25 protein-coding genes are annotated in these 26,987 nt (G+C 61.3%); 4 read left to right on the top strand and 21 right to left on the bottom strand.

The features are described 5' to 3' along the window. Window positions 1–13: 13 nt before the first annotated feature. Window positions 14–733: a 16S rRNA (uracil(1498)-N(3))-methyltransferase gene (locus B3N48_RS19050; protein ID WP_296186411.1), complete on the top strand. Its 720-nt coding sequence runs from the start codon at window positions 14–16 to the stop codon at window positions 731–733. Window positions 734–769: 36 nt separating this feature from the next. Here the strand turns inward: B3N48_RS19050 and B3N48_RS19045 are convergent, their stop codons facing one another. The 7 genes from B3N48_RS19045 to trhA all read right to left on the bottom strand — a co-directional run bounded on the left by B3N48_RS19045 (window position 770) and on the right by trhA (window position 6,985). Then, window positions 770–1,666, bottom strand: a complete 897-nt coding sequence (locus tag B3N48_RS19045) for an allantoinase PuuE (RefSeq protein WP_296186410.1) — start codon at window positions 1,664–1,666, stop codon at window positions 770–772. Window positions 1,667–1,718: 52 nt separating this feature from the next. After that, window positions 1,719–2,591: a MurR/RpiR family transcriptional regulator gene (locus tag B3N48_RS19040; protein ID WP_296186408.1), complete on the bottom strand. Its 873-nt coding sequence runs from the start codon at window positions 2,589–2,591 to the stop codon at window positions 1,719–1,721. 18 nt (window positions 2,592–2,609) lie between these two features. Continuing rightward, entirely contained in the window at window positions 2,610–3,857 is a 1,248-nt protein-coding gene (locus B3N48_RS19035; RefSeq protein ID WP_296186406.1) for a cysteine desulfurase-like protein, read from the bottom strand. A gap of 22 nt (window positions 3,858–3,879) precedes the next feature. Continuing rightward, window positions 3,880–4,614 (bottom strand): amino acid ABC transporter ATP-binding protein, encoded by a 735-nt coding sequence (locus B3N48_RS19030; protein ID WP_296186404.1) that lies wholly within the window; start codon window positions 4,612–4,614, stop codon window positions 3,880–3,882. Beyond that, window positions 4,611–5,288, bottom strand: a complete 678-nt coding sequence (locus B3N48_RS19025) for an amino acid ABC transporter permease (RefSeq protein WP_296186402.1) — start codon at window positions 5,286–5,288, stop codon at window positions 4,611–4,613. Before B3N48_RS19025 ends, B3N48_RS19030 begins: the two co-directional genes overlap by 4 nt. A 49-nt stretch (window positions 5,289–5,337) precedes the next feature. Beyond that, window positions 5,338–6,114 (bottom strand): transporter substrate-binding domain-containing protein, encoded by a 777-nt coding sequence (locus B3N48_RS19020; protein WP_296186400.1) that lies wholly within the window; start codon window positions 6,112–6,114, stop codon window positions 5,338–5,340. 253 nt (window positions 6,115–6,367) lie between these two features. Further along, window positions 6,368–6,985, bottom strand: a complete 618-nt coding sequence (gene trhA / locus B3N48_RS19015; protein WP_296186397.1) for a PAQR family membrane homeostasis protein TrhA — start codon at window positions 6,983–6,985, stop codon at window positions 6,368–6,370. Window positions 6,986–7,149: 164 nt separating this feature from the next. Here trhA and B3N48_RS19010 point away from each other — a divergent pair, with 164 nt between their 5' ends. Beyond that, the gene (locus B3N48_RS19010) at window positions 7,150–8,070 is read left to right on the top strand and encodes a LysR family transcriptional regulator (protein ID WP_296186395.1); all 921 of its coding nucleotides are present in this window, start codon (window positions 7,150–7,152) and stop codon (window positions 8,068–8,070) included. Window positions 8,071–8,212: 142 nt separating this feature from the next. Here the strand turns inward: B3N48_RS19010 and madM are convergent, their stop codons facing one another. The 10 genes from madM to B3N48_RS18960 all read right to left on the bottom strand — a co-directional run bounded on the left by madM (window position 8,213) and on the right by B3N48_RS18960 (window position 16,790). Continuing rightward, window positions 8,213–8,977, bottom strand: a complete 765-nt coding sequence (gene madM, locus B3N48_RS19005) for a malonate transporter subunit MadM (RefSeq protein WP_296186393.1) — start codon at window positions 8,975–8,977, stop codon at window positions 8,213–8,215. 1 nt (window position 8,978) lies between these two features. Further along, a complete protein-coding gene (gene madL, locus B3N48_RS19000; RefSeq protein WP_296186392.1) occupies window positions 8,979–9,413 on the bottom strand; it encodes a malonate transporter subunit MadL in 435 nt (144 codons plus the stop codon). Window positions 9,414–9,475: 62 nt separating this feature from the next. Then, window positions 9,476–10,411 (bottom strand): malonate decarboxylase subunit epsilon, encoded by a 936-nt coding sequence (mdcH, locus tag B3N48_RS18995; RefSeq protein WP_296186391.1) that lies wholly within the window; start codon window positions 10,409–10,411, stop codon window positions 9,476–9,478. Then, window positions 10,408–11,046, bottom strand: a complete 639-nt coding sequence (locus tag B3N48_RS18990; RefSeq protein WP_414704259.1) for a malonate decarboxylase holo-ACP synthase — start codon at window positions 11,044–11,046, stop codon at window positions 10,408–10,410. The genes mdcH and B3N48_RS18990 overlap by 4 nt, the downstream gene beginning before the upstream one ends. Then, window positions 11,040–11,840, bottom strand: coding sequence for a biotin-independent malonate decarboxylase subunit gamma (mdcE, locus tag B3N48_RS18985; protein ID WP_296186387.1), 801 nt, complete (start codon window positions 11,838–11,840; stop codon window positions 11,040–11,042). Before mdcE ends, B3N48_RS18990 begins: the two co-directional genes overlap by 7 nt. After that, window positions 11,837–12,688: a biotin-independent malonate decarboxylase subunit beta gene (locus B3N48_RS18980; protein WP_296186384.1), complete on the bottom strand. Its 852-nt coding sequence runs from the start codon at window positions 12,686–12,688 to the stop codon at window positions 11,837–11,839. The genes mdcE and B3N48_RS18980 overlap by 4 nt, the downstream gene beginning before the upstream one ends. After that, window positions 12,681–12,980, bottom strand: a complete 300-nt coding sequence (locus B3N48_RS18975; protein WP_296186382.1) for a malonate decarboxylase subunit delta — start codon at window positions 12,978–12,980, stop codon at window positions 12,681–12,683. Before B3N48_RS18975 ends, B3N48_RS18980 begins: the two co-directional genes overlap by 8 nt. A 1-nt stretch (window position 12,981) precedes the next feature. After that, window positions 12,982–13,869: a triphosphoribosyl-dephospho-CoA synthase gene (locus tag B3N48_RS18970; RefSeq protein ID WP_296186379.1), complete on the bottom strand. Its 888-nt coding sequence runs from the start codon at window positions 13,867–13,869 to the stop codon at window positions 12,982–12,984. Further along, a complete protein-coding gene (mdcA, locus tag B3N48_RS18965; protein ID WP_296186376.1) occupies window positions 13,869–15,542 on the bottom strand; it encodes a malonate decarboxylase subunit alpha in 1,674 nt (557 codons plus the stop codon). The genes B3N48_RS18970 and mdcA overlap by 1 nt, the downstream gene beginning before the upstream one ends. Window positions 15,543–15,647: 105 nt before the next feature. Continuing rightward, on the bottom strand, window positions 15,648–16,790 hold the full coding sequence (locus tag B3N48_RS18960; RefSeq protein ID WP_296186374.1) for a Fic family protein: 1,143 nt from the start codon (window positions 16,788–16,790) through the stop codon (window positions 15,648–15,650). 277 nt (window positions 16,791–17,067) lie between these two features. Between B3N48_RS18960 and B3N48_RS18955 the strand changes: the two genes are divergently transcribed. Next, a complete protein-coding gene (locus B3N48_RS18955; protein WP_296186372.1) occupies window positions 17,068–17,316 on the top strand; it encodes a CopG family ribbon-helix-helix protein in 249 nt (82 codons plus the stop codon). Then, window positions 17,294–17,572: a type II toxin-antitoxin system RelE/ParE family toxin gene (locus B3N48_RS18950; protein WP_296186371.1), complete on the top strand. Its 279-nt coding sequence runs from the start codon at window positions 17,294–17,296 to the stop codon at window positions 17,570–17,572. Before B3N48_RS18955 ends, B3N48_RS18950 begins: the two co-directional genes overlap by 23 nt. Window positions 17,573–17,658: 86 nt before the next feature. On the opposite strand, the gene B3N48_RS18945 is transcribed toward B3N48_RS18950, so the two are convergent. The 4 genes from B3N48_RS18945 to B3N48_RS18930 all read right to left on the bottom strand — a co-directional run bounded on the left by B3N48_RS18945 (window position 17,659) and on the right by B3N48_RS18930 (window position 26,976). Next, window positions 17,659–18,129, bottom strand: a complete 471-nt coding sequence (locus tag B3N48_RS18945) for a chemotaxis protein CheW (RefSeq protein ID WP_296186369.1) — start codon at window positions 18,127–18,129, stop codon at window positions 17,659–17,661. After that, on the bottom strand, window positions 18,122–24,109 hold the full coding sequence (locus tag B3N48_RS18940) for an Hpt domain-containing protein (protein WP_296186368.1): 5,988 nt from the start codon (window positions 24,107–24,109) through the stop codon (window positions 18,122–18,124). Before B3N48_RS18940 ends, B3N48_RS18945 begins: the two co-directional genes overlap by 8 nt. Before the next feature lie 36 nt (window positions 24,110–24,145). Further along, window positions 24,146–26,188 carry a methyl-accepting chemotaxis protein gene (locus B3N48_RS18935; protein ID WP_296186366.1) on the bottom strand — a complete coding sequence of 681 codons (2,043 nt, stop codon included), beginning with the start codon at window positions 26,186–26,188 and terminating at the stop codon, window positions 24,146–24,148. A gap of 248 nt (window positions 26,189–26,436) precedes the next feature. Further along, the gene (locus B3N48_RS18930; protein WP_296186365.1) at window positions 26,437–26,976 is read right to left on the bottom strand and encodes a chemotaxis protein CheW; all 540 of its coding nucleotides are present in this window, start codon (window positions 26,974–26,976) and stop codon (window positions 26,437–26,439) included. Window positions 26,977–26,987: the final 11 nt, after the last annotated feature.

Genomic DNA, 26,987 nt, shown 5'->3' with positions numbered 1-26,987 from the left:
CAGAGACACGATCATGAGACTCTCCCGCTTTTTCATCGACGCCACCCTGAGCATTGGCGAACACGAACTGCCCGAAGCCCAGGCCCATTACATCGGACGTGTGTTGCGCATGGCCGAGGGCGATGCGGTGCAGTTGTTCGATGGCACAGGCCAGGAATTTCGCGCCACGCTGGTGGAAGTCGGGAAAAAGCAGGTGCGCGTGCAGGTGACTGAAAGCTTTGCCGGCCTGAGCGAGTCGCCCTTGCAGATTCACCTCGGCCAAGGCCTGTCGCGCGGCGAACGCATGGACTGGGCGATACAGAAAGCCACTGAACTGGGTGTCACGCAGATCACCCCGATCGTCAGTGAGCGCTGTGAAGTGCGCCTCAAGGACGAACGCGCCGAAAAACGCCAGGCGCATTGGCAGCAAATTGCGATCAGCGCATGCGAACAGTGCGGGCGTTCGGTGGTGCCGGTGGTCAATCCGCCAATGACCTTGAGCGACTGGCTCAAACACACCGAAGCGGAGTTGAAGCTGGTGCTGCATCCGGTCGCCGAGCCGCTGGTCAGCCATGAAAAGCCGACCACGCTGGCGTTTCTGATCGGCCCGGAAGGCGGCTTGAACGACGCTGAAGTGGATCAGGCGCAAGATGCCGGTTTCCACGCCGCGCGCCTTGGCCCGCGAGTGCTGCGCACCGAGACCGCCCCGGTTGTTGCCCTGAGCGTGGCGCAGCAGTTGTGGGGCGACTTCTGATTCAGGCGTGACGCGAATCACGCCTGCGGCGGCGACTCAGCGACGGCTCAACCAAGCCTTGGCGATTTCTTCGCGTGTGGTGAACCAGACGCCTTCGTGGCCTTGGGCATACTCGATAAAGTGCTTGATCGCGCGCACCCTGCCCGGGCGGCCGACCATTCGCGGGTGCAACCCGATGGACATCATGCGCAGACCATCGGCGGCCTCTTCGTAAAGCACGTCGAAACTTTCTTTCATGTATTCCAGAAAGTCCGAGGCCTGAGACAAACCTGGCGAGTTCCAGTAGCGGAAGTCGTTGACGTCGCTGGTGTACGGCACCACCAGATGTGGCTTGCCTTCAACATCGACAAAATACGGAACGTCATCGTTATAGGCGTCCGAGTCGTACAAAAAGCCGCCTTCTTCGGCCACCAATCTTCGCGTGTGCACGCTGGCACCGTAACGGCAGTACCAGCCCACCGGACGCTTGCCGCAGGTGCGCTCGAACGACTCGATGGCCAAACGAATGTGCTCGCGCTCTTCGGCCTCGCTCAGCCGGAACACCTCTTCCCAGCGATAGCCATGACTGCAAATCTCGTGGCCGAGCTCTACCGCGGCCCTGGCAACATCGGGGTTCTGCTCGAACGCCACGGCGCACGCATGAAAGGTCGCAGGGACGTTGGCCTGCTGCAGGATGTCAAGGATGCGCCAAATGCCAACCCGGGCGCCGTATTCGTACATCGACTCCATCGCCAGGTTGCGGACGCCATCGGGAAACTGATAGCTGCCCCACTCGGTCATGCTTTCCTGATCGGCGTCCCCCATGGCCAACGAACGCTCTGAACCTTCCTCGTAGTTGATGACGAAGTTGATGGCCAGGCGCGCGCCGTTTGGCCAAGTGCCCTTGGGCCGTTGCCGACCGTAGCCGACCAGATCTCGAAGAGGTAATGCCATGGAACACGTCTCCTGCACGTCAGAACATTGCGCATAACCGCCAGGCATCGCCTCAGCAGTCGATAGTTTTAAGTGCATCGTGCCCCGGGCCGTCGAGGTTCTGGCCGTCGCGAAAGGCCAGTCCCATGGCCAGGGTCTGGGCGATGCAGAACGCGGCGGTCAGCGAACGGAAACCCAACAGCTCGGCGTCGTTGACCTCGATCATGACCGACGCTTTCTGACCAACCGGGCTCAGAAGGCTGTCCGTGATGGCGACGATCGGCGTCCCCGCTGCAACCGCTTGCTGGCACGCATCGATGGTTTCCTGCGCGTACGGCGGAAAACTCACCGCGATCAGTACGTCATCGCCGTGCAAAGCGCCGACCTGTTCGCGCAGACTGCCACCCAGACCGCTGATGTGTACGGCCCGGCGCCCTACGCGGCTGAGGGCATAGCTGAGGTAGGACGCCATGGGAAACGAGCGCCGCATACCGACCACAAAGGTCGTGCGCGCCTGTTGCAACAGCTCGATGGCTTTCTCGATGGCCTCGACCTGCTCGCCTTCCGCCAGGTGCTCGAGCGAGACAATGTTGGCCCGGCTGAACGCTGAAAGCATGGCCCCGACATCGGTCGGGTCTTCCAGCAATTGCTCGCCGCGATAGTGCCGGATACGTTCCTTGAAGCTGCCCTGCCCTGCCTGTTGCAACGGCTGCTTGAACAGCTTCTGCAGGTCGCTGAACCCACCGAAACCCAAGGCCTGCGCCAGCCGAATGAAGGCCGATGACGGGATGCCGGAGATGTTCGCCAGCGCGGCCACGGTGTTGAGCGCAACGTCGTGCGGGTGCTCGGTCAGGTAATGCGCCGCATCACGCTGCCGGGCCGTGAGCCGCTCCTGCTGTTCGATGAGGGCGGCACGCAGCTCGGCGAGGGTTTGAGGTACAGGCATAAATTCGCTCGGTGAAAGTCAGGATGGACGCAGTTCGGTGATCGCTTCGCGCAGGTGCTCAACCAGGCGATTCAACTCATCGACGCTGTTGTAATGAGCGATCGACACACGCACCACGCCGCCGTGTGGCGTCAGCCCCAACCGTTCGATCAACCGACGGGCGTAGAAGTCACCAAAGCGGATGCCCATGCGATGCCCATCGACGCGGCGCACGATCGCTTCGGACTGCACGCCTTCGACCACGAAACTGATAGTCGGCACGCGATCACCGTCGGTCACGTGAGCCTTGCCAATGATGCGTACGCCGGGGGTTTCTCGCAGAAAGCCCAGCAGGATCTCGGCGAGCAGGTCTTCCTGCACTTCGAAGGTATCGAACGCCGCCTGCATCAGTTGCCGTTCTGTGCCTGTGGCGCCGAGGCGTTGTCCCATGTCGATCAGGTAATCGCTGATGCCTATGCAGCCATACGACAGCTCATAGTTGAGGTTGCCCGGTTGCAGCTTGTAGGGGATCACCTCCTGGCCAATGAAAAAGTGATTCAGGCTTGGCAGCTCCAGCAGTTGCTCGCGTTGGCCCCACAGCACGGCGAAGTGCGGGCCGAAAGTCTTGTAGAAGCTGAAGACGTAATAATCAGCGCCGCTGGCCTGCACATCGACCAGCCGATGAGGTGCATACGCCACGGCATCGACGCACAGCTTGGCACCCACCGCATGCACCCTGCGCGCGACTTCAGCCACGGGATTGACGCTGCCCAGAATGTTCGAGGCATGGGTCATGGCAACGTAGCGGGTCTTGGCGCTGAGCAGTGCCTCCAGATCCGCCAACTCCAATTCCATGCTGTTCAGGCCGACGCCCCAGACGCGCAGGGTCGCGCCGCGTTCCTCGCACAGCTTCACCCAAGGCCCGATGTTGGCTTCGTGGTCGCAATCTGTGACGACGATTTCATCCCCCGGCCCGATCGACGGCGCCAAGGCGCGACACAGGATTTGCAACAGATGAGTGGTGGAGCCACCCATCACGCACTCCTCCGGATAGCGAGCATTGATCAGCTGCGCCACTGACTCCCGAGCCTGCATCACCCGCGCGCCCGCATTTACCGACTCGCTGTAGGAAGCGCCCAACTGCACGGCACTGTTGAGCAGATAATCCGAAACCCTGTCGGCAACAGGCTTGAGGACGGCAGAACCACCGGCATTATCCAGATAGGCGTATCCACTGCTCAGTGCAGGGAATTGGCTGCGTACGTAATCGATGTCCAAGGCATTCAAGGGCGGGTTCTCCAGGGTCTGATCAGTGATGCAGGATGGCCTGCAAAAACGCACGGGTTCTCGGCTCTTGCGGGGCCGTGAAGAAATCGTGCGGATTGTTCTGTTCGATGATTCGGCCGTTTTCCATGAAGATCACCCGATCGGCGACCCGGCGTGCAAAGCCCATTTCGTGGGTGACGACGACCATGGTCACGCCGGAACGCGCCAGGTTCTGCATGACGTCCAGCACTTCGCCGACCATCTCCGGGTCGAGTGCGGAAGTGGGTTCGTCGAACAGAATCACCCGCGGTTCCATCGCCATGGTGCGGGCGATGGCCACGCGCTGCTGTTGACCGCCCGACAGCTGGCCGGGGTACTTGGCCGCATGCGCCCCCATGCCGACTTTCTCTAGAAGCGCTTGCGCCCGTTCGTTGGCATCCCGGCGCGACATACCGCGCACGCGCACAGGGGCCAACGCCACATTGGCCAGCACCGTAAGGTGCGGATACAGATTGAAATTCTGAAACACCATGCCGACTTCGCAACGAATGCTCGCCAGTTTCGGCCCGTTCTCGACCCGCTGACTGGCCACCCGTATGTCGCCCTGCTGGTATTGCTCCAAGAGGTTGATGCAGCGAATCAACGTTGATTTGCCCGAACCGGACGGTCCCAGAATCACCACCACCTCGCCTTGGTCAACCGTCAGGTTGATATCGCTCAGCGCCTGGAAAGGGCCGTAGAACTTGTCGAGGCGTTCGATCTCGATGACGGTGGTCATGCGCTCTTTCTCCCGGCGCCGCTGCGCCGCTCATTCCAGCTGACGAGTTGCACCAACGGCAGCAACAGCAGCAGGTACATGATCGCCGCGCCCACCAACGGCGTAGGGTTGGCCGACAGTGCCTGAGCTTGCGTGGCTTGTTTGAGCAGATCCGGCATCGCCACCACCGAAGCCAGTGCGGTGTCTTTCATGACGTTGATGCAGTTGCTGGTCATCGGTGGCATGACGATGCGCATGGCCTGGGGCAGGATGATGTCGCGCATGGTGTTGAAGAAGCTCATGCCCTGAGACGCCGCCGCTTCGAACTGTCCCCGCGGGATAGCTTCGATGCCTGAACGAAAGATCTCCGCCGAGTAAGCGCACGACACCAGCGACAGCGCAGCCGTCGCAGCAGCAAACGAAGACAGGCGAATGCCCACGAACGGCAACGCGTAATAAATGAGCACCAACAGTACCAGCAGCGGTATCGAGCGCATGACGTCGATATAGATCCGCGCAGCGATGCGGATCGGTACGTAGGCATACAACCGCAGCATCGCCAGCAACAGTCCGCCGACGAGGCCGAGAATGATGCTGACCACGCCCAGCATCACCGTCACGCCCAAGCCACGCAGCATCAGTGGCAGCGCATCGACGAACACGCTCCAGTTGAAGAAAGTCTGTAACAACTCCATTGCGATTCCTTAGGCAGGCAGCGGCGGGCGCGATGTTTGAGCTCACGGGTTACTTGAGGACGTCGACCACTTTGACCGTGCTCGACTCAGGGTCCGCGTCGGCACCGAACCATTTCTTGTGCAGGTCGGCGAGCACGCCTTCTTTTTTCATGGCGGAGATGATGTCGTTGACCTGACCGGCGGACGCCCAGCCCTTCGCATGCATCAGCGAGTACTTTTCGCCTGTAGGGATGCGCGCCACGACTTTGTACTGAGGCTTGTCCTTGATGTAGTACAACACCGCCGGAATATCGCTGATGTAGCCGTCCATGCGGCCGGACGCGAGGTCGAGCATTGCAGGCGACAGGCCTTCATAACGGGAGACTTCCTTGAATTTGTACTCGGCCTGATGCGCATTGACCCACATGTCGCCCGTAGAGCCGGTGTCGACGCCAGCGATCTTGCCTTCCATGTCCTTCAAGCCCGTGATGCCGGATTTGGCCAGCACGGCCAGGGATTGGTCACTGTCGTAATACGGTTGAGCGAAGCCTACGGACTCAAGTCGCTTCGGAGTGATGGTGATCGAAGAAATGGCGATGTCAGCCCGTTTTGACTGCACGGCGCTGAACAAGCCATTGAAGGGAATGTTGACGAATTCGACGGTCTTGCCCGCGCGTTTGGCGACCTCTTTCACCACGTCGACTTCGAAACCCACGATCTCGCCCTTGCCATCCTGAAATTCCCACGGAACGTTGCCGACGTTGGCGCCGACGGTCCAGTCCGCGGCCCAGGCAGAGGCGGAAAATGCGGTGGCCACGGCCATGCTCAAGAGTACTTTCACGTTCATGTCTTGCTCCCGATCAGTTCGTCAGTTCAAGAAGGCCGCCTCCACTTGAGCAGGCGTTTCGAGGGTCAGACTATGATGACGAATTAAATAATTCAACAAATAAAATAAATGAATTAAATGCTTCAATCAGGTGCAAAGGCAGGCTGCTTTGGTGCGAAAGCAAGAACCCTTGTGGGCTATAGGCCGTGTTGAAAATGAGGGGCAATCGGCAAGATGCGCTGCACTGAAGCAGCGCATGGTTTGCCGTATTGCCTTAGAGAACGTAGCGCGTAATCGCCACGAAATGCAGCAAACTCCCGGCGATGACGAACAGGTGCCAGATCCCGTGCCAGTGCCGGAAGCGTTTGTCGTAGGCAAAGAAAATGATCCCGACGGTGTACAGCACCCCGCCCAGCGCCAGCCAGGTGAACCCCGCCGTGCCCAAGGCGGCCATCAACGGTTTGACTGCCACCAGCACGATCCAGCCCATCACGGCGTAGATCACGATGGACATTACTCGCGCTTCCGAACGGGGTTTGATCTCCTGCAGGATGCCGATCAGCGCCAGCCCCCAGACGATGCCGAACAGCGTCCAGCCCCACGGTCCGCGCAGGGTCACCAGACAAAAAGGCGTGTAGCTTCCGGCGATCAGCAGGTAGATCGAAAAATGATCGACTTTCTGCATGATCGCTTTCGCTCGGCCGCGCACGCTGTGATACACGGTCGAGGCGCTGTACAGCACCACCAGCGCTACGCCATAGACCGCAACGCTGACGATCTTCCATACATCGCCCGCCAGGCTCGCGATCACCAGCAACCAGACGGCACCGATGGTGGCCAGCACTGCGCCCACGAGGTGGGTCCAGGCGTTGAATTTTTCTCCGTAGTACATCCGCAACAAACCTCTCTCAGTTGTACGACCCTCGACAAGGCTCCAGCTTATGACCCTAAAGCGCAATGCATGTGTCAGGGTTAATGAGAATTTAATGCAGCCAGCCGTGCGTCAGTTGGGCACAATCAGGCGCTTAAACAATAAGAGCCGCTGCGGACGCCACGATGCAGATCGACGAAGAACTGACCCTCAAGAAGCTGGAAATCTTTCTGGCGTTCATGCGCACCGGCAATCTGGCCCGCGCCGCCGTAGAGTTGCAGACCAGCACTGTCAGCGTTCACCGGGCGATTCACTCGCTGGAAAACGCCTTGCGCTGTCCGTTGTTCAAACATGAAGGACGCAACCTGACTCCCCTGGAAAGCGCGTATGTGCTGGAAGAAAGGGCGCAAAAACTGGTGCAGGACGTGTTGAGCACGGTAGAGCAGACCCGCGCAGCAGCGGGATTTTCGGCGGCACGTTTCAAGCTGGGAGCGCTGTACTCGCTGACGGTGAAGACCGTGCCGCAGTTGATCATGGGGCTGAAACTGCGTCGCAGCGAGTTGAATATCGACCTGATTCTGGGTTCGAACATCGACCTGTTCTACAAGCTGAAGAACATGGAAGTCGATGCGATTCTGGTATCGCTGAACGAGAGCGTTAACGACCCTGACTGCGAGCAACTGCCGCTGTTTTCCGACGACATTTTCCTCGCCACGCCTGCCGATTCGCCGTTTGCCCAGCAGGCCGAAGTGGACTTGGCAGACCTGCGGGAAATGACGTTCATCACCCTGACCCAGGGCTTCGCCACTCACCGTGATGGCACGCGGGTGTTCGAACAGGCGGGTTTCGAGCCGAAGGTGGCGATGCAGGTGAACGATATTTTCACGCTGCTGAGCATGGTCAGTTCCGGGGTGGGTTACGCGCTGCTGCCGGGGCGGATCGCGGCGGTCTACGAAAACCGCGTCCGCTTGATACCGCTGCAAGGGCGTTACCGCATGCAGCAGCACATCGGACTGGTGTTCCTCAAAGCCCGCGAGCGCGATCCGAATCTGCTGGCGCTACTGGCGGAGTGCCGGATGTATTCGAATAGGTTGACCGAGATCTGAATCAGCTGCACAGCCTCTGTGGGAGCCGGCTTGCTGGCGAAAGCGTCGGGGCAGCAACATCCAGGTCGCCTGTCACGCTGCCTTCGCCAGCGAGCCGTCGGCCAGAATCAAAAGCAAAAACCGCCTCTGGCTCGCCTGACGATCAGCCCAAGATCCCGCGCACGATGAAATACAGCAGCGACGGCCCGAGCAAGCAGCCCAGCCCGGTGTGAAACGTCGCAGTCAGCGCGCCGTACGGCACCAATCGCCGATCCGTTGCGGCCAACCCTGCGGTCACGCCGCTGACCGTGCCGGCCAGACCACCAAACACCATTGCTGAACGCGGGTTGTCCAGGCCCATCCAGCGCGCCGCCATCGGCGTGCCGACCATCACCAGAATCGCCTTGATCAAACCGGTGGCAATCGACAATGCCATCACGTCCGACGTCGCGCCCAAGGCCGCGCCAGTCACAGGGCCGACGATGTACGTCACTGCGCCTGCACCGATGGTGGTAATGCTCACGGCATCGCGATAGCCGAACGCATAGGCAACGCTGCAGCCCACGATGAACGGCAGCACGGTGCCGAGGAACAACGAGAACGCGCCGATCAAACCGGCCTTTTTCGCCTCGGTCGCCTGCACTTCAAACGCCGTGGCAACGATGGCGAAGTCGCGCAACATCGCGCCACCCATGAGACCGATGCCGGAAAACAGCGCCAGATCCGCGAGCCCTTTTTGCCCGCCCGTCATCATCCCGCCGACCCACGCCAGCACCAGGCCGATCACGATGGCGATGGCCGAGCCGTGAATGCGCCCGAAGGTCAGTCGCTTGGACAGCACCACGGAAATCCACATCACCACGCCCACCACGGCAAAGGCAGTGACCAGACCCTGGCTGATCAAATCTTTCTGAATGAGATCCCACATATCAACGGCCTCCCACTGGGGAGACGGTCGGCGTGATCACCGCAGCGTCTGTGGCGACTTCGTCCTCGCTGGGCAGCGGCGCGCCTTTATTAGTGCGACTGATGATCGCAATCGTGCAACCACAGACGATCACCGAGCCAACGGCAGCAATGACCGCAATCGGACCGCCTTTCAGGGCGGTGACGACGTTTTGCTGGGCCGCCATGGCCACGACGACCGGAATGTACATCGCGCCCCAGAAGCCGACGCCCATTTCGCAGCCTTCACTCATGCCACCGCGTTTTTGCATGTAGAGACGGGCGCAGATCAGCAGGATCATCGCGATCCCGACACCGCCCACGTTGGATTTGACGCCCAGCAGCACGCCAAGCAGATCACCGAGAATCACCCCCGCGAGGGTGCAGATAGCCAGTAACGCAACGCCGTAGATAACCATTGTTCTTGCCCTCAATCGTCGAAGTTGTTGTTGTTGTGTTCCTTCGAAAGCAGCAACCATTTTTAGGGGTGGCGACGTTCCTCCTCTCGCGACAGCGCGCTCAGCGTATCCAGCCGGGCGCCCTGGAAGGCGACAGCCGATCCTTGTTCGAAGACTTTTCGCCCCAGCCCGGTCAGCACGGTGCCGGGCGGCAATTCGATCTGCAGACGTGCGCCGCGCTCGTACGCGGTCTGCACAGTGCTGCGCCAATCGATAACGCGGCACATATTGAAGGCCAGGTCGTCGCGCAATTTATCGGCAGTGAACAGCGGACGGGCCGTGCTGCCACTCAGGTATTTCAGGGTCGGGGCCTGGATCGACACTTGAGCGAAGGCGTCGGCCAGCGTCTGCGCCGGTTCACTCAGCAGCTCACAGTGGGACGGCACGCTGACCGCCAGCCGTTTCGCCGCAGCAGCGCCCTTCTCTTTCGCCAAGGCCGCCACATTGGCCATGGCGTCATCGCTGCCAGCGATGACGAATTGGTTGTCGGCGTTGATGTTGGCCAAGTACACCGGCGTGCCGGCGCCGTGAATCTGCTGAATCAACGCTTCCACCGTGCCCTGATCCAAACCGATCAACGCGGTCATGCCATAGCCCTGTGGATAGGCGGTTTGCATCAGTTCGCCACGCAGCGCCACCAGCCGCACCGCGTCGGCAAAGCTCAGCGCACCGGCAATTACAGCGGCCGGGTAGGCGCCAATCGAGAGGCCTGCGAGGTAATCCGGCTTGATGTCCTGCGCCATCAGCAGCCGCGAACAGGCGACCCCGGCGATCAACAGACACAGCTGAACGGCGCGGGTCGATTGCAGTGCTTCGTTTGAATCCAGCGCGCGCACGTCTTCATTCAACGCGTCGCTGGCTTCGCGCAGGCATTCGTCGATCAACGGACTGTTCGGCAGCGCGTGCAACATGCCCGCCTGCTGCGCGCCTTGACCGGGAAACGCCCAAAAGCTGCTCATGCTGCGCGCTCCTGAAGCTGCCACGGATTGCTGACCAACCGCGCGCCATCGTCAGCCTTGAGCAACACCTGCCGCGCCGATCCGGCCCACTCACGCAAGGCAACGGCGCCGAAAGGGGTTTGTAATTGCAGGTCGATGCGGCACGCCGCGCCCTCCAGCGCTTCAATCAGCGCGGCAGCGCGGTGGCGACTGAAGCATTGCTCGGCGCGCAAAATCAGGTCGAGGTCGCTGTCCTGATGCAGCACTTTGATGCTGGTCGCCAACTCGAACCCCGCGCCGCCTGCGACACCCCAAGGTAAGTGCATTGCATCAAGCACAGGGCGAATGTGTTTAAGCGCACGCAAGGCAGGCCAATCAGCCTCGACGTGATCCACCGCATCGACCAGTTGCTCAGGCTTGATGCAGCGCGTGACGTCGGACAGTTTCATCAGGGCGGCGAAGCGCTGATCCCGGGAACGCCCGCGCACGCCCACTGCCACCCATCCCTCGGCGACCTTTGCCCGACGCACAACGACCGGATGCCCGAGACCAACGACGTCGCTCACCCACGCCGGAGCGTCGGCAGGCAAAGCCGCTACTGGCATCCCCCACAACAGATCGTGAGGCTGCACGGGCCGGTTGAGGCTCATTACCACTGCGCCCGCAGCAGTTCACGCACCTTTGAAGAAGCTGCGCGATTCGGCGCACCCAGGCGCGAACTCAGGTCGTTGCTGCTGCCTTGAACGTCTTTGACCGCTGCGATCAGACACCCTTCAACAGTGGCAATGTCGCTCGCGGAAGGCTGTTCGATCTGACTCACCGAAAGCGTTTCCCACAGCAGACCAAGCCCTGCATAACTGTCGATGTCGTAGGCCATCGGCGGAATGCTCGCGGCGAGTTTTTCCAGCTCCTCGACGCTGCGCAACGTGACCCGCGCCGCCGACGCCTTGCCCATGGCATGCACCATCACGCCGGGGTCGCGCAGGGCAATCAGGCGGTTGGCTTGATAGCCATGGGCGAGAAAGGCGCCCGACATGGCCTTGCCCACCAGCAAGCCGATCACAGGGTGCCCCGCCAGCCGGGCGCGGGCATAAGCATCGACCGCCCCGGCCAGCGCCTGATGAATGCCCAAGGCTTCTTCGCGACGCCCATAGGCCTGACTCGGTACGTCGATAATGGCGATCAGCGCGCGTTTCTGTGGGTTCTGCCCATCCAGCTCGATGGCAGCGTCTACAGCCTTTGCCAGACCCCAGCCTTCCAGCAGTCCGACCTCGCCGTTTTGCGCGCGTGGAAAACGGTTGTCCGAGTCTGCGACCACAGCCAGGAAACGCGCAGGATAATCCCCCAATTGACCGTCGGCCGCCTTCACCGATGCGGGTAGGCCGACCACCTCGGCGGCCCCCGCGCTCAAGGCGTTGAACCAGTTCAAACCACGGGTCGATGCACTCATGGCTGCTCTCCTTCATACAGTGCACGCACGGCGGCGGGGTCGATCTGCGACGTGGTGTCCAGCGTCGAAAGACGCTGCAGGAACAGACCGTATTGGCTGCTGCGCTCCTGCTCGGGTCTGCCTTTCTGCAGCAAGGTTTTCACCTGCGCCGAAATGGCGGCGATATCGTCAGCGACGTACCCATCGACCAAACCGCTGGCAAAGCGCTGTTCGCCTCCCGTGAGGCTCCAGATGAAGGGCCGGTCGCGGGAGTCGTACTCTTCGATGCCCGCCTCCTGCTCGATGACTTGCGGGCCGTTGAGCCCCAAACGCGCTTCCTGCGTCACCACCAGATAGCTGCACAACCCCGCAGCGATGGACATGCCGCCAAAGCAGCCGACGCTGCCTGCGACCACGCCGATCACCGGTTGGTACCGACGCAGATCAACGATCGCCGCGTGAATCTCTGCAATCGCGGCAAGCCCAAGATTGGCCTCCTGCAAGCGCACGCCGCCGGTTTCCAGCAGCAAGACAGCGGCGGTGGGGATGCCTTTGCGGTTGTCTTCGGCTGCCAACTCCAACGCACCGGCCATCTTTGCGCCGCCGACTTCGCCCATACTGCCGCCCTGGAACGCGCCTTCAATGGCGCAGATCACCACCGGCTGACCACCGATAGAGCCTTTGGCGACCACCACGCCGTCATCGGCCTGGGGCACCACGCCTTGCTTGGCCAGCCAAGGCGAAGTGACCCGCGCAAAGGGATCGATCAATTCACGAAAGCTGCCTTCGTCGAGCAGTGCGCGGGCGCGCTGCCGGGAGCCGAGTTCGACGAAGCTGTGTTGTTGCAACAAGCGAGCGCTGTCAGTCATGACCGATCTCCTCGAAGCCCTGCTCCAGTCGCAAACGCACCACACCCGGGGTCGCGCCGAAATCGTGAATGTCGATGCTCAGCGCAGGCGGCGTCTGACCGTCGAACATGCGCTCGAACAGGTTCTGCCAGCGTGCCGAACTGCCGTTGACCGAGGTCAGCACCTGAATCGTCAATTTGCCGGGCGAACCGGGCTCCAGCAGCACTTCAAGGTCGCCGGATCCGACACAGCCCACCAGTGCACGCCCCAATGGCGGCTGGCCGGCGGGAAATTCAAAGGACAAGGTTTCCATTTCAAACGATCCTCGCGTCATTGCCGAGCGCAGGCTCGAGGCAATCGATAAACAGGCAGGCGGCGAGCAAGTCAGCTGCGCCACCGGGAGAGGCATTCAGGCTCAGCAGTTGCTGATCCAACGCATGCAACGCGCGACGACCGCTAAGGCTCGCGCTGCCGCCCGCATCCAGCACCCGCTGCGCGCCCAGCTGCATGGCCTGCAAGCCTTGTTCGCCTGCGCGATACAGCACGCAGGTGTCAGCCAAGGTGGTCATGATCGCCAGCAGTGCGTCGAGACGAGCGTTCTGCTCGCCAGCACCTTGCGCGCGACTGCGTTCGAGTTGCGGCAAGCCGGTTTGAGTCACGGCCGGAAAGCCCATTTGCGCCTGCTCTCTAGCGCCCATCGCGCCGAATTTTTGTGCCACTTCAGCGCCATGGCTGTGAGTGACCGGCAGGTGGCGGTCTTCGATCAACGCCAGACAGCCTGCGCGCAATCCCAACCCGGCGGGCGACAGATCAGCGGGATCGAGCGCTGCCGCCGAGACCAACAACCCCAGAGCCCAGATCGCGCCCCGGTGGGTGTTCACGCCCGAGGTGGTCCGCATCATCACCGCTTCGCCTTCGCGCCCGATGCGGCCGATGGCTTCGCGCAGCGGCTGGTTGATCTCGCCAATCTCGATGGCCGCCTCAGCCATCGCTTTAAAAGCAGGCCACAGCGACAATGCCGACGCGTGCATCAAGCCCAGGTGCAGGTCCTTGTGGGCGCCACTGCTGCGACGGTCTACCAATGCGGGCTTGGGCGAGAGGTCGGCTTCGTCGATCAACGCGTCCACTGCCAAGTCTGCCAATCGCTCAGCCAAGGGCAGGGAACGCGGCGTCTGGTCGAATGCAACATTGAGTCCGCGCATCACCAGCTCCTGAATTTCGCAGGCGGGTTGTACAAACCACCGGACCATTCCACCAACTCGGCAATGCTCTTGGCCGCCAGTAATTCGCGGCTGGCGTCGGTGCGACGGATACCTAAATCTTCGGGCAGCGCGATCAATCCCTCGCGGCGCATCCGTGCGGTGTCTTTGGTGTTATGGCGCAAGCCAATGGACGTCACGCCTGCCACAGCGGCGATCATCGCCTGACGCTCTTCGAGGCTGCGCGCCTTGTACAGGTAGGCGATGCCCTCTTCGGTCAACAAGTGCGTAACGTCGTCGCCGTAAACCATGATCGGCGCCAGTGGCATGCCGCTTTTTTTCGCCACGCCCACGGCATCGAGCGTTTCGACGAAGGTGGGCTTGCCGCCTTCCTGGAAGGTTTCGACCATCTGCACGACCAGCTTTTTGCCGCGCTCGAGGTAAGCGTCGGTGTCCGGATTTTGCTGACGCATGTCGAGCCACGCCGGGGTGCTATGGCGCCGACCGCGCGGGTCGTGGCCCATGTTTGGCGCGCCACCGAAACCGGCCAGACGGCCACGGGTCACGGTCGAGGAATGCCCGTCGCCATCGACTTGCAGCGTGGCGCCGATGAACAGGTCCACCGCGTATTGGCCTGCCAGTTGGCACATCATGCGGTTGGAGCGCATCGAGCCGTCGTGACCGGTGAAGAACACGTCCGGACGGGCGGCGATGTAGTTCTCCATGCCCAATTCAGTGCCGAAACAATGCACGCTTTCGACCCAACCGCTTTCGATGGCCGGGATCAACGTGGGATGCGGATTGAGGGTCCAATTGCGGCAGATCTTGCCTTTCAGCCTCAGCGACTCACCGTAGGTCGGCAGAATCAGTTCGATGGCGGCGGTGTTGAAACCGATGCCGTGGTTCAGCGACTGAACGTTGTGTTTTTCGTAGATGCCACGAATCGCCATCATCGCCATCAACACATGCACCGGCTTGATGTGGCGCGGATCTCGGGTGAACAACGGCTCGATGTAGAACGGCTTGTCGGCCACGACGACAAAATCGACCCACGATGCCGGAATGTCCACGCGCGGCAGGTCGCTGACGTCGTCCACCAGCTGATTCACCTGCACGATGACGATGCCGTCGCTGAAGGCGGCAGGCTCGATCAGGGCCGGGGTGTCTTCGGTGCTGGCGCCGGTGTAGATATTGCCTGCGCGGTCGGCCATGAACCCGGCAGACAGCACGACGTTGGGAATCAAGTCGACCAGCAGTCGGGAATACAGCTCGATGTACGTATGAATCGCGCCGATTTCCAGCAAGCCGTCTTCCAGCAACTGGCTGATGCGCAGGCTTTGCGTACCGGCAAACGAAAAGTCGAGCTTGCGGGCAATGCCACGTTCGAAGAGGTCCAGATGCTCGGCACGCCCCACGCTGGGCATGATCATGTGCAGATCGTGCAGCTTGGCGGGATCGGCCTTGACCAGCGACCGAGAAAGGAAATCTGCCTGTTTCTGGTTGTTACCTTCGAGCACCACGCGATCACCGGGGGCAATCAACGCCTCCAACGCCGCGACGATCTTGTCGGTGGGCAGAACCACACCGTCGGCGAGGGAACGCACTTGCTCGAGCCGCCGCTGCTTTTCGCTGCGACGACGCGACCAGCGCGGGTCAAGTTTTGTTGTAGTCGTCATGCTGACTCCACGAGTTCGCTGTCGTGGGCCACAGTAGGACGCCGGGCCATGGGCATCAATCAAGCAACAGCGCGGATCGTTACGGTGGGAGTAATGATCGGCGCTCTAGCGGCTGATCTGATAACGCGTATTGCGTCCACCGCCCGGTAGCTTCATCAGACACCCCTTTTCCAGCAGATCTGTTAAATGGCGAGTCGCGGTGGCCTTGCTGACCTTCGCGACGGCCTGGTATTGGGCGGCACTGATGCCTCCGGCGAATCCCATACCAGGCTTTTCGACCAGTACGTCGCCGTTGAGAAGCCGGGTGAGTACCTTGATCTGCTCCGGGGAAAGACCGTCCTCCCGATGCTGGTGCCAGAACCGAGCGTTGGCCAGCACGCGATCGATACGCTGCATCGCCTGTTCGAGCGCGCTGAGTAAAGTCTCCAGAAACCAGGTCAGCCAAGGTGTGATATCCAGACCGCTGCGCTGGCTCGACTCCAGAACGCGGTAGTAACTTTGCCTCGTACTCAGGATGATTGCGGACATGGCATAAAACCGAATGGCCTGGTGATCGGCCTGCGCCAGCGCCAGATCCGTAATCGCGCGGGTCAGGCGGCCGTTGCCGTCATCGAAGGGGTGGAGCGTTACGAACCAGAAATGCGCAATTCCCGCGCGCAGCATGGGGTCCAGCGCATTGTTCGTGCGGCTGGCGTTGAACCAGTCGAAGAAATCACCCAGCTGCGCTTCTAGCCCCCCACGCCCGGGCGCCTCGAAATGAACGATGGGTCGATCAATCCGCCCGGACACCACCTGCATCGGCTCACTCCCCCGTAACGTCCCGACGCTTACGCCTTTGGCTAGCAGTGAATCAACTTCGGGAAAGAGCAAACGATGCCAATGCATCAGTCGGGCGAACGTCAGAGGTGCGTCGTAATGCTGAGTGGCGTCCAGCATCAATTCTGCAAGGCCTTCACTGCGCGGCGTAACTCGCTCATCGCTAGTGAGCCCGAGGCGCTTGGCCAGAGAAGAGCGCACAGAGCCTGCATTCAGTTGCTCACCTTCAATGGCCGATGAGGTGATGATGTTTTGCAGCAAGGCATCGAGTTCGGTCTGCGCATTGGCAGTGACATCCGAGATGCGAAGCATGCCCAGCAGCCCTCCCTGGGCTTTATTACAGGCCCGCAACAGAGGTGCTAATAGCCCGTCGTCCCAATTGAAATGGGGCCATCCGGCGTGTTGCCAGATCCATTCGACAGACTGATTCATAGAAATCCTCGCCGTGCGTGAGCCGAATATCGGGTGCATATGGCTCATATAATGAGCCGAATATGCGTTTTATTCGGCTCATAGTCCAGCGTAGGCATCGTCGAAGGGCGATAAATATGTACCACCTTCATCTGAACCGGCTCGCTAACCTCTGCCCTTTCAAATGATCAAACTGAAGCCTGTGCCAACCACTCCGGAATTGCCCTTTGCGTATCACCTGCCTACAGTTGTGGAGACTGTATACGATGTATACAACCACTCCAATTCAGGGGGCTCTATGCCATCACCCGTTTTGTCATTTCGAACCGATGAAGAAATGCTGAGCAAGCTCGACCAACTGGCCGAAGCCACCGAACGTGATCGTCAATACCACCTGAAACGAGCGCTGAGCCGGTATCTGGATGCTGAGCTCTGGCATCTGCAGGCGATTGCGGAGGGGATCGCAGATGCCGACGCGAACAATCTGACCGATCTGAATTCCGTAAAAGAAAAGTGGGTGAAGCGTGCTGAAAATAGCCCTGACTGATAAGGCGCAAAGCGATCTGGAAGCTTTACACGACTATTACACAGGCAATTCAGGGCTTGAAGCGGCCAACCGCATCGTGATCGAGATGCTAGAGGCACTGGAGCCCCTCATGACATTCACCGGATTAGGACGACCCTCTCAATCGCCGGATATCAGGGAGTTCGTTTTCACCCGATACCCCTACGTGGCGCCCTATCGAGTAAAAAATAATGAAATTCAAATTTTGAGGGTGCTGCACCAACGTGTAGATCGATAGGGTTGGCATTCGGCACCCGCGTATCGGTTTTGCGCAACCCCCCACGCAGAATAACGGCGCGGCATCGGTATCCACGCAAATGCCTTCTACACCAACCCCGCCTCCACCAACCACTGCTCTAACCCCACCAGATCCGGCACTTTCGCCACCGTCTCGCCCACCTGGACCGCCGCCAGTTCGAGCGCGGAAAGCGGCACGTCGACATAACTGAGCTGACTGTCCAGCTTGCAGGAGCGGGGAATGCCTTGAGTCAGCAAGGCGATGAATTTCAGGTCTGGCCTGCCGCCCAGAGCGTTGAGGACGACAATGCGCGCTCGCCCGCCGACCTTGGCGCGGTTGCCGCAGGCGGCTTCGAAGCAGAGCAGCGGCAGGCTGCGGTGGCGCCAGTTGATGGGGCCGAGGTACCACTTGGGTGCAGTGGCGTCGGCGACGCTGTCCTGGTAGTCGATCAATTCGGCGACGGCCACGTTGGGCAGCAGCAAGTGGCGGTCGCTCAGGGGGATGAGCAGGCCGGTGAGGCTGGTCAGGCGTGCGGTTTGGGTCGTGGTGTCAGACATGCACGTGGCTCCAGTGAGCGATGCTCTCCAGCAGTGCCGCTTCCTGATACGGCTTGCTCATATAGTCGTTGACCCCTAGCGCCATGGCCCGATCCCGATGTTTCTGGCCGGAGCGGGAGGTGATCATGATGATCGGCAAGTGCTTCAACGCTTCGTCCTCGCGCACTTTGCTGGCGACCTCGAAGCCGTCCATGCGGGGCATTTCAATGTCCAGCAGCATCAGGTCAGGCGTGTGTTCCTGAAGCAGCGCCATGGCGTCCACGCCATCTTTGGCGGTCAACACGTTCATACCGTTACGCTCCAGCAAACGGCCCGTCACCTTGCGCACGGTGACCGAGTCGTCGACCACCAGCACCAAGAGCGGACGCGTCTGTTCGGGCTCGACATAGCGGACCGGCGTTTGCCCCGACACCAACATCTGCGCGTGCAGACGGCGGATATGGGCAAACAGGTCGAGGATCAGCACCACACGCCCGTCACCGAGGATGGTCGCCCCGGAAATCCCCTGCACGCCGGCGAACTGCGGGCCGAGGTTCTTGACCACGATTTCCCGCGAGCCCATCAAGGCATCCACCTGAACGGCCACCCACTGATCATGCACATGCACCAGCAGGACCGGCAGCGGCTGGGTCTGACCCATGAGTGTCGGCGGCTGGCCATTGTTCAGCAGCTCACCGAGGTAGCGCAGTTCGTAGGTCCGCTCGCCATATTGGTAACGCGGCGGCGTCGACTGGTAATACGCTTCGAGCTCGCCGGGCATGACCCGCACGATGCCTTCGACGCTGTTCAGCGGCACCGCGTACTGCTCTTCGCCGCACTGCACCATCAGCGCTCGATTGACCGACACGGAAAACGGCAGGCGAATGCGGAAACGCGCGCCCTGCCCGGACTTCGAATCGATGACCATCGAGCCGCCCAGCTCTTTCACTTCGGCGTGCACGACGTCCATGCCCACGCCACGGCCGGAAATCTGTGTGATGGTCTCGGCGGTCGAAAACCCGGCCTGAAGGATGAACTGCAACGTGTCGTGTTCGCTCAGCTCGGCCTCGGGGCTGATCAGGCCGCGCTTGATCGCCTTGCGCCGCACGGCTTCGAAATCGACACCCGCGCCGTCGTCGCTCAGCTCAATGACGATGTCGCTGCCTTGGTGGGCGAGGCTCAGGGTGATGTGACCCGATTCGGGCTTGCCAGCGGCGAGGCGTTTTTCGGTGCTTTCCAAGCCATGGTCGATGGCATTGCGCAGCATGTGTTCGAGCGGCGCGACCATGCGCTCCAGGACGTTGCGGTCCATTTCGCCCTCGGCGTTGACCACATCGAATGTCACCTTTTTGTGCAGCTCTCCCGACACCTGCCGCACGATACGGCGCAGACGCGGCACCATCCGCTCGAAAGGCACCATGCGCGTGCGCATCAGGTTTTCCTGAAGCTCGGTGTTGACGCGCGCCTGCTGCGACAGCAGCGTTTCCGCCTCGTGAGTACGGCTGTCGAGGGTCTCCTTAAGGTCCATCAGGTCGGACGCCGACTCGAACAGCGCGCGGGACAATTGCTGCAACTGGGAATGCCGGTCCATTTCCAGCGGGTCGAACTCTTCATACCCCTGCCGCTCGGTGTGATGATCGCGGCTGAGAATCCGGCCCTGAGTCTCGATATCCAGACGACGCAACTGGTCGCGCATCCGCTCGATGGTGGTTTCCATCTCGACAAGGGTGATCTGAGCGTCGCTGACCTGCTGCTCGATGCGTCCCCGGAAGATTGAGGTTTCCCCGGCAAGGTTGACCAGATCCTCCAACTGCTCGGCAGGCACCTTGACCATTTCCGGCCCGGCGCGCTCGCCCTCGGCATCCGGTGGCGCAGGCGCGGGCTCGACGGCAGGCGGCGCAGCGACAACGGCAGCGTCTTGCGGTTTGCCGAGGGTTTCTTGAATGGCGCCGGAGGCTGCTCCGCCCGAAGACGAATAATGCGCGATGCTGTCGATCAGCAGCGCCGGGTTGGGCAGCGGTTCATAACCACGCACGGCATCAACCATGTCGGCGAGCATGTCGTGCCCGCTTTGCAGCAGGCCGTTGAGCAACGCGCTGTTCTTCAACGTGCCGGAGGCGAGGCCTTCGTACAGCGACTCAAGCTCATGGGCGAGGTCGCCAATCGGTGCAATTTCCACCATCCGCGCGCCGCCCTTGAGCGTGTGCAAGTCGCGCAGCAGGTTTTCCACTTCAACGGTGTTGTGCGGGTCCGCCTGCCAGCGCACCAGCGCAGCGCTGGAGCTTTCAATGATGTCGTCGGCCTCTTCGAGAAAGATCTCCAACAGTTCCGGATCGCGCTCGTCCAGCGGCTGGATCATCGAACCGACATTGCGCGGCTCGCTCTCCGGGGGCATGGCGTGGCCGGTCGTTTGACGAAACTCACGAATCGAATCGATCAGCGCCAGCGGCGAAGCCAACGCGCTGCGGTTTTGCAGCTGTTCGAGCATCAACGCCAGATGATCGTGGCTGCGGATCAGCAGGTCCGCCAGGGCTGGCGTGTGACTGCAACGACGGTCAATCAGGCTTTCGTAGAGCGACTCAAGCTCATGCCCTAAGTCGCCAACGGGGCCTATTTCAGCCATGCGCGCCCCGCCCTTGAGGGTGTGCAGGTCACGTTGCAGCGACGACAGCGGTGATGGATTGTCGGGATCATCCAGCCAACGCTGCAGCGCATGGCCTGCGCTGTCGAGGATATCGACGGCCTCTTCGAGAAAGATGTCGACGATTTCCTGATCGATGTCGTCGCGCACTGACTTCGCGGGGTCCGCTTCAGCATCGAGGCTGCCCGTGGCCTCGCTCAGTTCGGTAACCCGGGTCGCCAGCCCGCCATCGCTCTCGATCACGCCCATGGCCTCGGGGTCCAGCCCCTCTTCCAGCAACTCGCGTAGCGCGCTCACCCGCTCCGGGCAGGGCTCGACCTGCTGACCGGCCGCGACCTGATCGAGCATGTTGATCAGCGCTTCGTGGGCGTTTTCGGCCTCATGAAAGAAGCGTTCGCTGACCGCCAGGCTGCTTTCTTCAACAGCGCCATACAGGTCAAGCAAGGCTTCACACAGTTCATCGACCTGCGGCAGATCGGCCATGTGCGCACCGTGCCCGAGCATAGTCAGCTCGTCGAGCAGCGCGTTGAGTTCCTGCCGTTCCCGCGGATGCTGGCGCCAGCGTTTGAGCAGGCTTTCGGCGTCCAGCAGGATGTCCATGCCTTCGGCCAGGAAGCTGGCGAGTATTTGCGGATTGCGGCGGATGCGCAGGCCGTTGTTATCGGCGTTGAGGGCCGCCGCCATGCGCTCATCGAGCAGCTCGTGCGCCGACGCAATCAGGGCTGCGGCGCCTTCGATGGGCATCAGCGGGTCGACGTCCAACTGCGCCAGTCCCTTATGAAACAGCGGCTCAGCCGAGCGCAGCAGCTGGATTTCCGGCTCGCCGACGGCAATCAGGTTGGTCTTGAACTCACGCACCAGTTGATCGAGCGGGCTGGCAAGTTCGGCCATCGGCAACACGCCCGCCATGTACGCACTGCCTTTGAGGGTGTGCAGGGCGCGGAGCAGTTCGTCACTGAACGAGGGCGACGCTTCACGCTCTGCCTCATGCAGATAGCGGTTGAGCGCGTCCAGATGGGTCTGGGCTTCCTGACGAAAAATCTCCAGCAATTGTGGGTCGAAGGCTTCGTCTTCCGCTTCGACGACCGGGGCAGGCGCCGACAACTCGGACACTTCGCTTTCGCCTTGGGCCAGCGCGTGGGCGCGCGCGGCGAGAAGGTCGACGTCATCACGCTGACGTTGAACGTCTTCGGCGAAATCACGAATGACGTCTGGCAGCAGCATCAGCACGTCGCGTAACAACTGCTGGACCTGCGCGGTGGGTTCGACGCTGTGCTCCAACACGCGATTGAGCAGGTTCTCCATCGACCAGGCCAACTCAGCAATGATCAGCGCACGGACCATGCGCCCGCTGCCTTTGAGCGTGTGAAACGCCCGTCGCATTTCGGCCAGCGCCGAGATGTTCTCGGCGTCGTGCAGCCAGCGCGGCAGGTATTCGTGCAGCGCCTGGAGGACTTCGTCGGTTTCTTCGAGAAAGACATCACGCAGTTCATCGTCGACGGGCGGCTCGTCTTTGGGCGGCGGCAGAAGACTGGCGGGCACATGGCGCGCAGGCGGGTTGACGGCGGACACGGGCCTGGCCAGCACCTGGGCGATGCTCTGGCCTTCATTCGCGGAACCCGATTCGGACGGTTGCTCGTCATCCACGATCTCGTCGAGTACCGGCACGTCAGCATCCGCAACAGGGGCATACCCGAGTTTTGCGAGGCTCTCCTGAGCCAGATCCAGCACATGCTCGCCCGGCGCCTCCGGGTCTTCGGCCATTCGCTCCAGGTAATACTCGATGCCGATGATGACGTCCGCCAAGTGGTCCAGCTGCGACCAGGCCGGGCGCTCGCCGTCCTTCAACAGATGCTCGGCGATGTATGCGTCGCACGCCGCCAACAGCCCCGACGCGCGTGCCAGCGGAATCATCGCCAGCGCGCCGCGCACCTGCGTCAATTGCGCAGACAGCGGGGCCAGGCGCTCGCGATCTCGCTCGCCATCAACGTAGTCGTCGATTGCATCCTTGGCCTGCTGCAAGACCGCGCGAGCTTCCTTGATCACCAACTGATGAATCTGACTCAGGTCGGTGGTGGGCAGGCGGCTTTCTTCGGGGCTGCTTTGATCGACGGTACCTGCCATGCCTGCCAGGGTCGCTTCGACGTAAAGCAAGGCACCGGCAACGTCCATCAGCGTGGGGTCGTCGGGTTCCCGCTGACCTTGTGCCATGCCCTGCACCACGGTCAGTTGATCGATGATGACTTTGCGCGGCTGGCCGAAACCCAGCACCGCCAAGGTGTCGGCAATCTGCCGAAGCGGCGGCAGCAAAGCGTTGAGCTCGCTCACGTGCTGCCGGTCGCCACGCACGAAGACGTCCAAGCGCTCTTTGGTGCGCACCAGTTCATCGCACAAGGCGATGATCACCGAGCGCATCGCGTCTCGGTCAGGGCCGGCCATGCGGGCGCGCTCTTCATCCACCAGCGCACTTTCGGGCAGGGCATCGGCCAGGCCGTATTGGTCCTTCAAATCCATCATCCTTTGCGCCTGACTGTCCGATTTGGCGATGTAAAACAGCAGGCTTTTCAGCAATTCATCCGGGGCGGGCTGATTGATGCCCGCGATGCCCTGCTCCAGCAGCCGCTTGAGTTCCTTGTCTGCATCTCTGAACAGGCTGCGCAGCGCCGGGCTGTTGGTGAAATGGCCACCCGCCATGGTCTCGACCAACGCAGACGCGATGCGCCACAGCGGCTCCAGCGGCGCGTCCTTGCAAAGCGCTTCAAGGCGACCGAACACCTTGCTCATGTAGCCAAGCTGGGTCTGCACATCCTGTTCGCGCAGCAGGCCGACCAGCGCGGTTTGCAGGGTCTGGCGCAACTTGCGCAGCTTCGCCGGGAGCTCGGGGATATCGCGCTCGGCCAGTGTCTGCGGGTCCAGCGCGGGAATCGACGGCAGTTGCGGCGCGAAGAGGCTGGTTTCCGTGAGCAGGCTTTCGCCCCGTGCGCTGCGCAGGTCATTGAGCAAGGGCAGCACCACCAGCGGCAGATCTCGCCGGGCGGAATACACGCGGTCCAGGTACACCGGCAATTGGCTCATTGCCAGATTCAGCAGTTGGATGGCCTCGGTTTCCTGCCCCACATGCCCTTGTTGCAGGGCCAGCGCCAGTTGTTCGATCTCCTCGGCAAACAGCGCGGCGCCGTAGAACTCGATCATTTGCAGGCTGCCGTGCACCTGATGAATGAAGCCCAGGCAGACGTCCATGGCCGCCGGGTCGTGAGGCCGGGCGACGAAAATGTCGAGCGCCTGCCGGGCGTGCTTCAAGGTGTCGGCGATTTCGCCCTTGACCCACTCCAGGGCCACGTAGTCGTGACGGTCAGCCATGATGGCTCCAGTTGCACAAGTCCTGTGACCTGACGATCAATTCGAGTCCCGCGATGCCGGCAGTGTAAAACCGGACACCGAGCGGCGCATTTCGCTGGCCATCTTGGCCAGGTTGCCCATGCTTTGCGCAGTGGCCGCCGTGCCCGAGGTGGTCTGGGACGTGGTCTGCTGGATCACGGTCATGGTCGCCAAAATCTGCTGACCCAGCGCCGCCTGCTGCTGCGCCGCGTTGGTGATGCTTTCGACCAGCGCCGCCAGCACTTTGGACACCCCTTCGATTTCCTCCAGCGCCACACCGGCATCCTGCGCCAAGCGCGCCCCGCGCACCACTTCAGTCGTCGTCTGCTCCATGGAAATAACGGCCTCGTTGGTGTCGTTCTGAATCGCTCTTACCAACGTTTCGATCTGCTTGGTCGCTGACGACGAACGTTCCGCCAGGCGCTGAACCTCGTCCGCCACCACCGCAAAACCGCGCCCAGCATCTCCGGCCATGGATGCCTGAATGGCGGCGTTGAGCGCAAGGATGTTGGTCTGGTCGGCAATGTCGTCGATGAGGCTGACAATGTCGCCGATCTCTTGGGAAGACTCGCCAAGACGCTTGATGCGCTTGGAAGTGTCCTGAATCTGCTCGCGAATGTTGTCCATGCCGTTGATGGTGTTGTGCACCACCTCATTGCCCTTGTTGGCAATCTCCACCGAACGCTCGGCCACGGCTACCGATTCGCCCGCATTGGCCGACACTTGGTCGATGGACATCGCCATGTCGTTGATCGCGTTGGACGCCGCCGCAATCTGCAGCGCCTGATGCTCGGACGCCGCCGCCAGTTGGGTCGCAGTGGTCTGGGTCTCCTTGACCGCGCCGAAGACTTGCTCGGCGGTCAGGTTGATGGTTGCCACCAGCTCCCGCAACTGGTCGATGGAATAGTTAATGGAGTCGGCGATGGCACCGGTGAAATCTTCGGTCACGGACGCCGCGACGGTAAGGTCGCCATCGGCCAGGTCCTCGATTTCGTCCAGCAAGCGCATGATCGCGGTCTGGTTGCGCTCGCTTTTCTCGGCCGTTTCGCGCAACTGGCGGTTGGTTTCGCGCACCATGACCATGCCGATCAGGATGATCGACGCCAGCGCCAGCAGTCCCAGCAGGTAGCCCGCGTATACATTGGCTTTTCGGCCACCCGCCATGTGCTCGAAGCTGTTAGCCAGCATTGAGGCTTCGTCGAGCAGGGTCTGAGAGAGGGTGAAGATATTGCCCGCCGACTCACGCACATCGAGCAGTTCAGGGGAGGTTTCCAGAATTTCGTCGACCGAACCCGACACGAACTGAAACAGCTCGGCGATTTCAGCCAACCGGGCGCGGGCGTCGCGCTCTTCGACTTGGGTGATTTTCAGAGTCGCATTGCCTTCAAGCATCCCGTTGAGCACGCGCCCGAATTGGCTGGCATCCCGGCCGAAGGCATCGGCAGCCTGAACTGCCGTTTCGTCGCCAGACAGCACGGTGTTCACAGCGCCGAGAATCCGTTCTGCCAGCAGCGACTGACGCTGGGCGAGCGCCACTTGGCTGGCCGATGCGCGGGTTTGCAGGAGAATGTCGACGACCTTTTCCGACTCGATCTGAAGCTGAGGAATGGTTTCCGCCAACGTCGCGGCGACTTGGTGCAGCGACAGCACCGTTTGCTCACGAGCCAGAATGACGTCGGTGCTTTTTCGCAGATTTTCCCAATCGTTCTGCACCGCTTTCAGTTCGTCGCTCACCGCCGACGGCGCCGCAGGCAAGCCGGTGCTCTTGTCGCCTTTCTTCAGGTACTCCCAGCGGGTATCGAAATCGTTGCGGGCGTCGGCCAGCAGTTTGAACGCGGCAGCCTTGCCAGCGGCAGCCTCGGTGGCGTTCTTGGCGATGCGCTGAGACAGCACGCGCAGCTCGCCCGCATGGCCGATGTACTGTTTGTCGTAGTTGGACTGCGTGCTCAAGTACGCGAAATTGACGAACAACAGCATGATGAAAACGATGAGACAGACGAACAGCACGACGATTTGCGAGCGGCTGCGGGCGCCTTCCAGTGACTTGCCGGTATGACTCATTGCTCAGGGCTCCGCCTGACGTTCGGTTATTTGACGCATCCGACAGGGCAGCGGTCCCGGATGCACATCAACTACTGTGGGCGCCGGCTGGCGGGCGGAAGCGGAGTAACAGGCAACGCGTTTGCAACTGATCGGTTGCTTTCGCCAGCAAGCCGGCTCCCACTGGGTTGGCGGTGGATCGCCATTTACCGTTTCGGCGCAAACGCCCAGAAAAGCCGTCGCCGCTCCCGTGCGACTGGCGGACCGTATCAAAGGGCAACATCCATGAAACCCGGCGATTGCACCAGGCTTCTAGGGCTGAACACGCGCCAGGCTTGCTCGCGCAGGAAGCGGCCCAGGATGTAGGGCGCCATGTCCGGACCGCTGTCATCCGCCGACTCCGGCATCAGGCTGCGCTCGCTGAAATGCTGCATGCCCAGGACTTCGTCCACCAGCAGACCGACGAACACATCTTGATGATCGATCACCAACACCCGGCGCTGTTTTCGCAACGGGGACTGTTCGTGGCCAAAAAAAGCCTGCAGGTCAATGATCGGTAACAAGCGCCCACGCAGATTGGCGATCCCGCGGACCCAGGGTTTAACGCCGGGCATCGCGGCGTAGCGCGGTTCGTGGAGAATCTCATCGACCTCGCCCATCGGCGCCACGTAAAAGCGCTCACCCATGCGGAAACCGATGCCACTCCAGCCCTGCTGCCGGGTTTCCTGCAATGGAAGCCCGGCTGCCAGCGAACGGCACCGCTGGTCGATGTCGAGCAACAGTTGAAAGGCGGTCTGTGACTGGCCCATGAACGCTGACT

This window comes from Pseudomonas sp. UBA1879 (assembly GCF_002338065.1).
Lineage (GTDB): Bacteria > Pseudomonadota > Gammaproteobacteria > Pseudomonadales > Pseudomonadaceae > Aquipseudomonas.
The sequence above is the reverse complement of the archived record's forward strand: the minus strand, read 5'-3'. Positions and strand labels throughout refer to the sequence as shown.

What these genes read in the sequence shown, in the direction of transcription:
- B3N48_RS19050 (WP_296186411.1), top strand. Translation starts at nt 14, where the DNA reads ATGAGACTCTCCCGCTTTTTCATCGACGCCACCCTGAGCATTGGCGAA.
- B3N48_RS19045 (WP_296186410.1), bottom strand. Translation starts at nt 1,666, where the DNA reads ATGGCATTACCTCTTCGAGATCTGGTCGGCTACGGTCGGCAACGGCCC.
- B3N48_RS18935 (WP_296186366.1), bottom strand. Translation starts at nt 26,188, where the DNA reads ATGAGTCATACCGGCAAGTCACTGGAAGGCGCCCGCAGCCGCTCGCAA.
- B3N48_RS18975 (WP_296186382.1), bottom strand. Translation starts at nt 12,980, where the DNA reads ATGGAAACCTTGTCCTTTGAATTTCCCGCCGGCCAGCCGCCATTGGGG.
- mdcE (WP_296186387.1), bottom strand. Translation starts at nt 11,840, where the DNA reads ATGAGTGCATCGACCCGTGGTTTGAACTGGTTCAACGCCTTGAGCGCG.
- B3N48_RS18980 (WP_296186384.1), bottom strand. Translation starts at nt 12,688, where the DNA reads ATGACTGACAGCGCTCGCTTGTTGCAACAACACAGCTTCGTCGAACTC.
- mdcA (WP_296186376.1), bottom strand. Translation starts at nt 15,542, where the DNA reads ATGACGACTACAACAAAACTTGACCCGCGCTGGTCGCGTCGTCGCAGC.
- mdcH (WP_296186391.1), bottom strand. Translation starts at nt 10,411, where the DNA reads ATGAGCAGCTTTTGGGCGTTTCCCGGTCAAGGCGCGCAGCAGGCGGGC.
- B3N48_RS19030 (WP_296186404.1), bottom strand. Translation starts at nt 4,614, where the DNA reads ATGACCACCGTCATCGAGATCGAACGCCTCGACAAGTTCTACGGCCCT.
- B3N48_RS18960 (WP_296186374.1), bottom strand. Translation starts at nt 16,790, where the DNA reads ATGAATCAGTCTGTCGAATGGATCTGGCAACACGCCGGATGGCCCCAT.
- B3N48_RS19040 (WP_296186408.1), bottom strand. Translation starts at nt 2,591, where the DNA reads ATGCCTGTACCTCAAACCCTCGCCGAGCTGCGTGCCGCCCTCATCGAA.
- B3N48_RS19025 (WP_296186402.1), bottom strand. Translation starts at nt 5,288, where the DNA reads ATGGAGTTGTTACAGACTTTCTTCAACTGGAGCGTGTTCGTCGATGCG.
- trhA (WP_296186397.1), bottom strand. Translation starts at nt 6,985, where the DNA reads ATGTACTACGGAGAAAAATTCAACGCCTGGACCCACCTCGTGGGCGCA.
- madM (WP_296186393.1), bottom strand. Translation starts at nt 8,977, where the DNA reads ATGTGGGATCTCATTCAGAAAGATTTGATCAGCCAGGGTCTGGTCACT.
- madL (WP_296186392.1), bottom strand. Translation starts at nt 9,413, where the DNA reads ATGGTTATCTACGGCGTTGCGTTACTGGCTATCTGCACCCTCGCGGGG.
- B3N48_RS18945 (WP_296186369.1), bottom strand. Translation starts at nt 18,129, where the DNA reads ATGTCTGACACCACGACCCAAACCGCACGCCTGACCAGCCTCACCGGC.
- B3N48_RS19020 (WP_296186400.1), bottom strand. Translation starts at nt 6,114, where the DNA reads ATGAACGTGAAAGTACTCTTGAGCATGGCCGTGGCCACCGCATTTTCC.
- B3N48_RS18930 (WP_296186365.1), bottom strand. Translation starts at nt 26,976, where the DNA reads ATGGGCCAGTCACAGACCGCCTTTCAACTGTTGCTCGACATCGACCAG.
- B3N48_RS18970 (WP_296186379.1), bottom strand. Translation starts at nt 13,869, where the DNA reads ATGCGCGGACTCAATGTTGCATTCGACCAGACGCCGCGTTCCCTGCCC.
- B3N48_RS18940 (WP_296186368.1), bottom strand. Translation starts at nt 24,109, where the DNA reads ATGGCTGACCGTCACGACTACGTGGCCCTGGAGTGGGTCAAGGGCGAA.
- B3N48_RS18955 (WP_296186372.1), top strand. Translation starts at nt 17,068, where the DNA reads ATGCCATCACCCGTTTTGTCATTTCGAACCGATGAAGAAATGCTGAGC.
- B3N48_RS19010 (WP_296186395.1), top strand. Translation starts at nt 7,150, where the DNA reads ATGCAGATCGACGAAGAACTGACCCTCAAGAAGCTGGAAATCTTTCTG.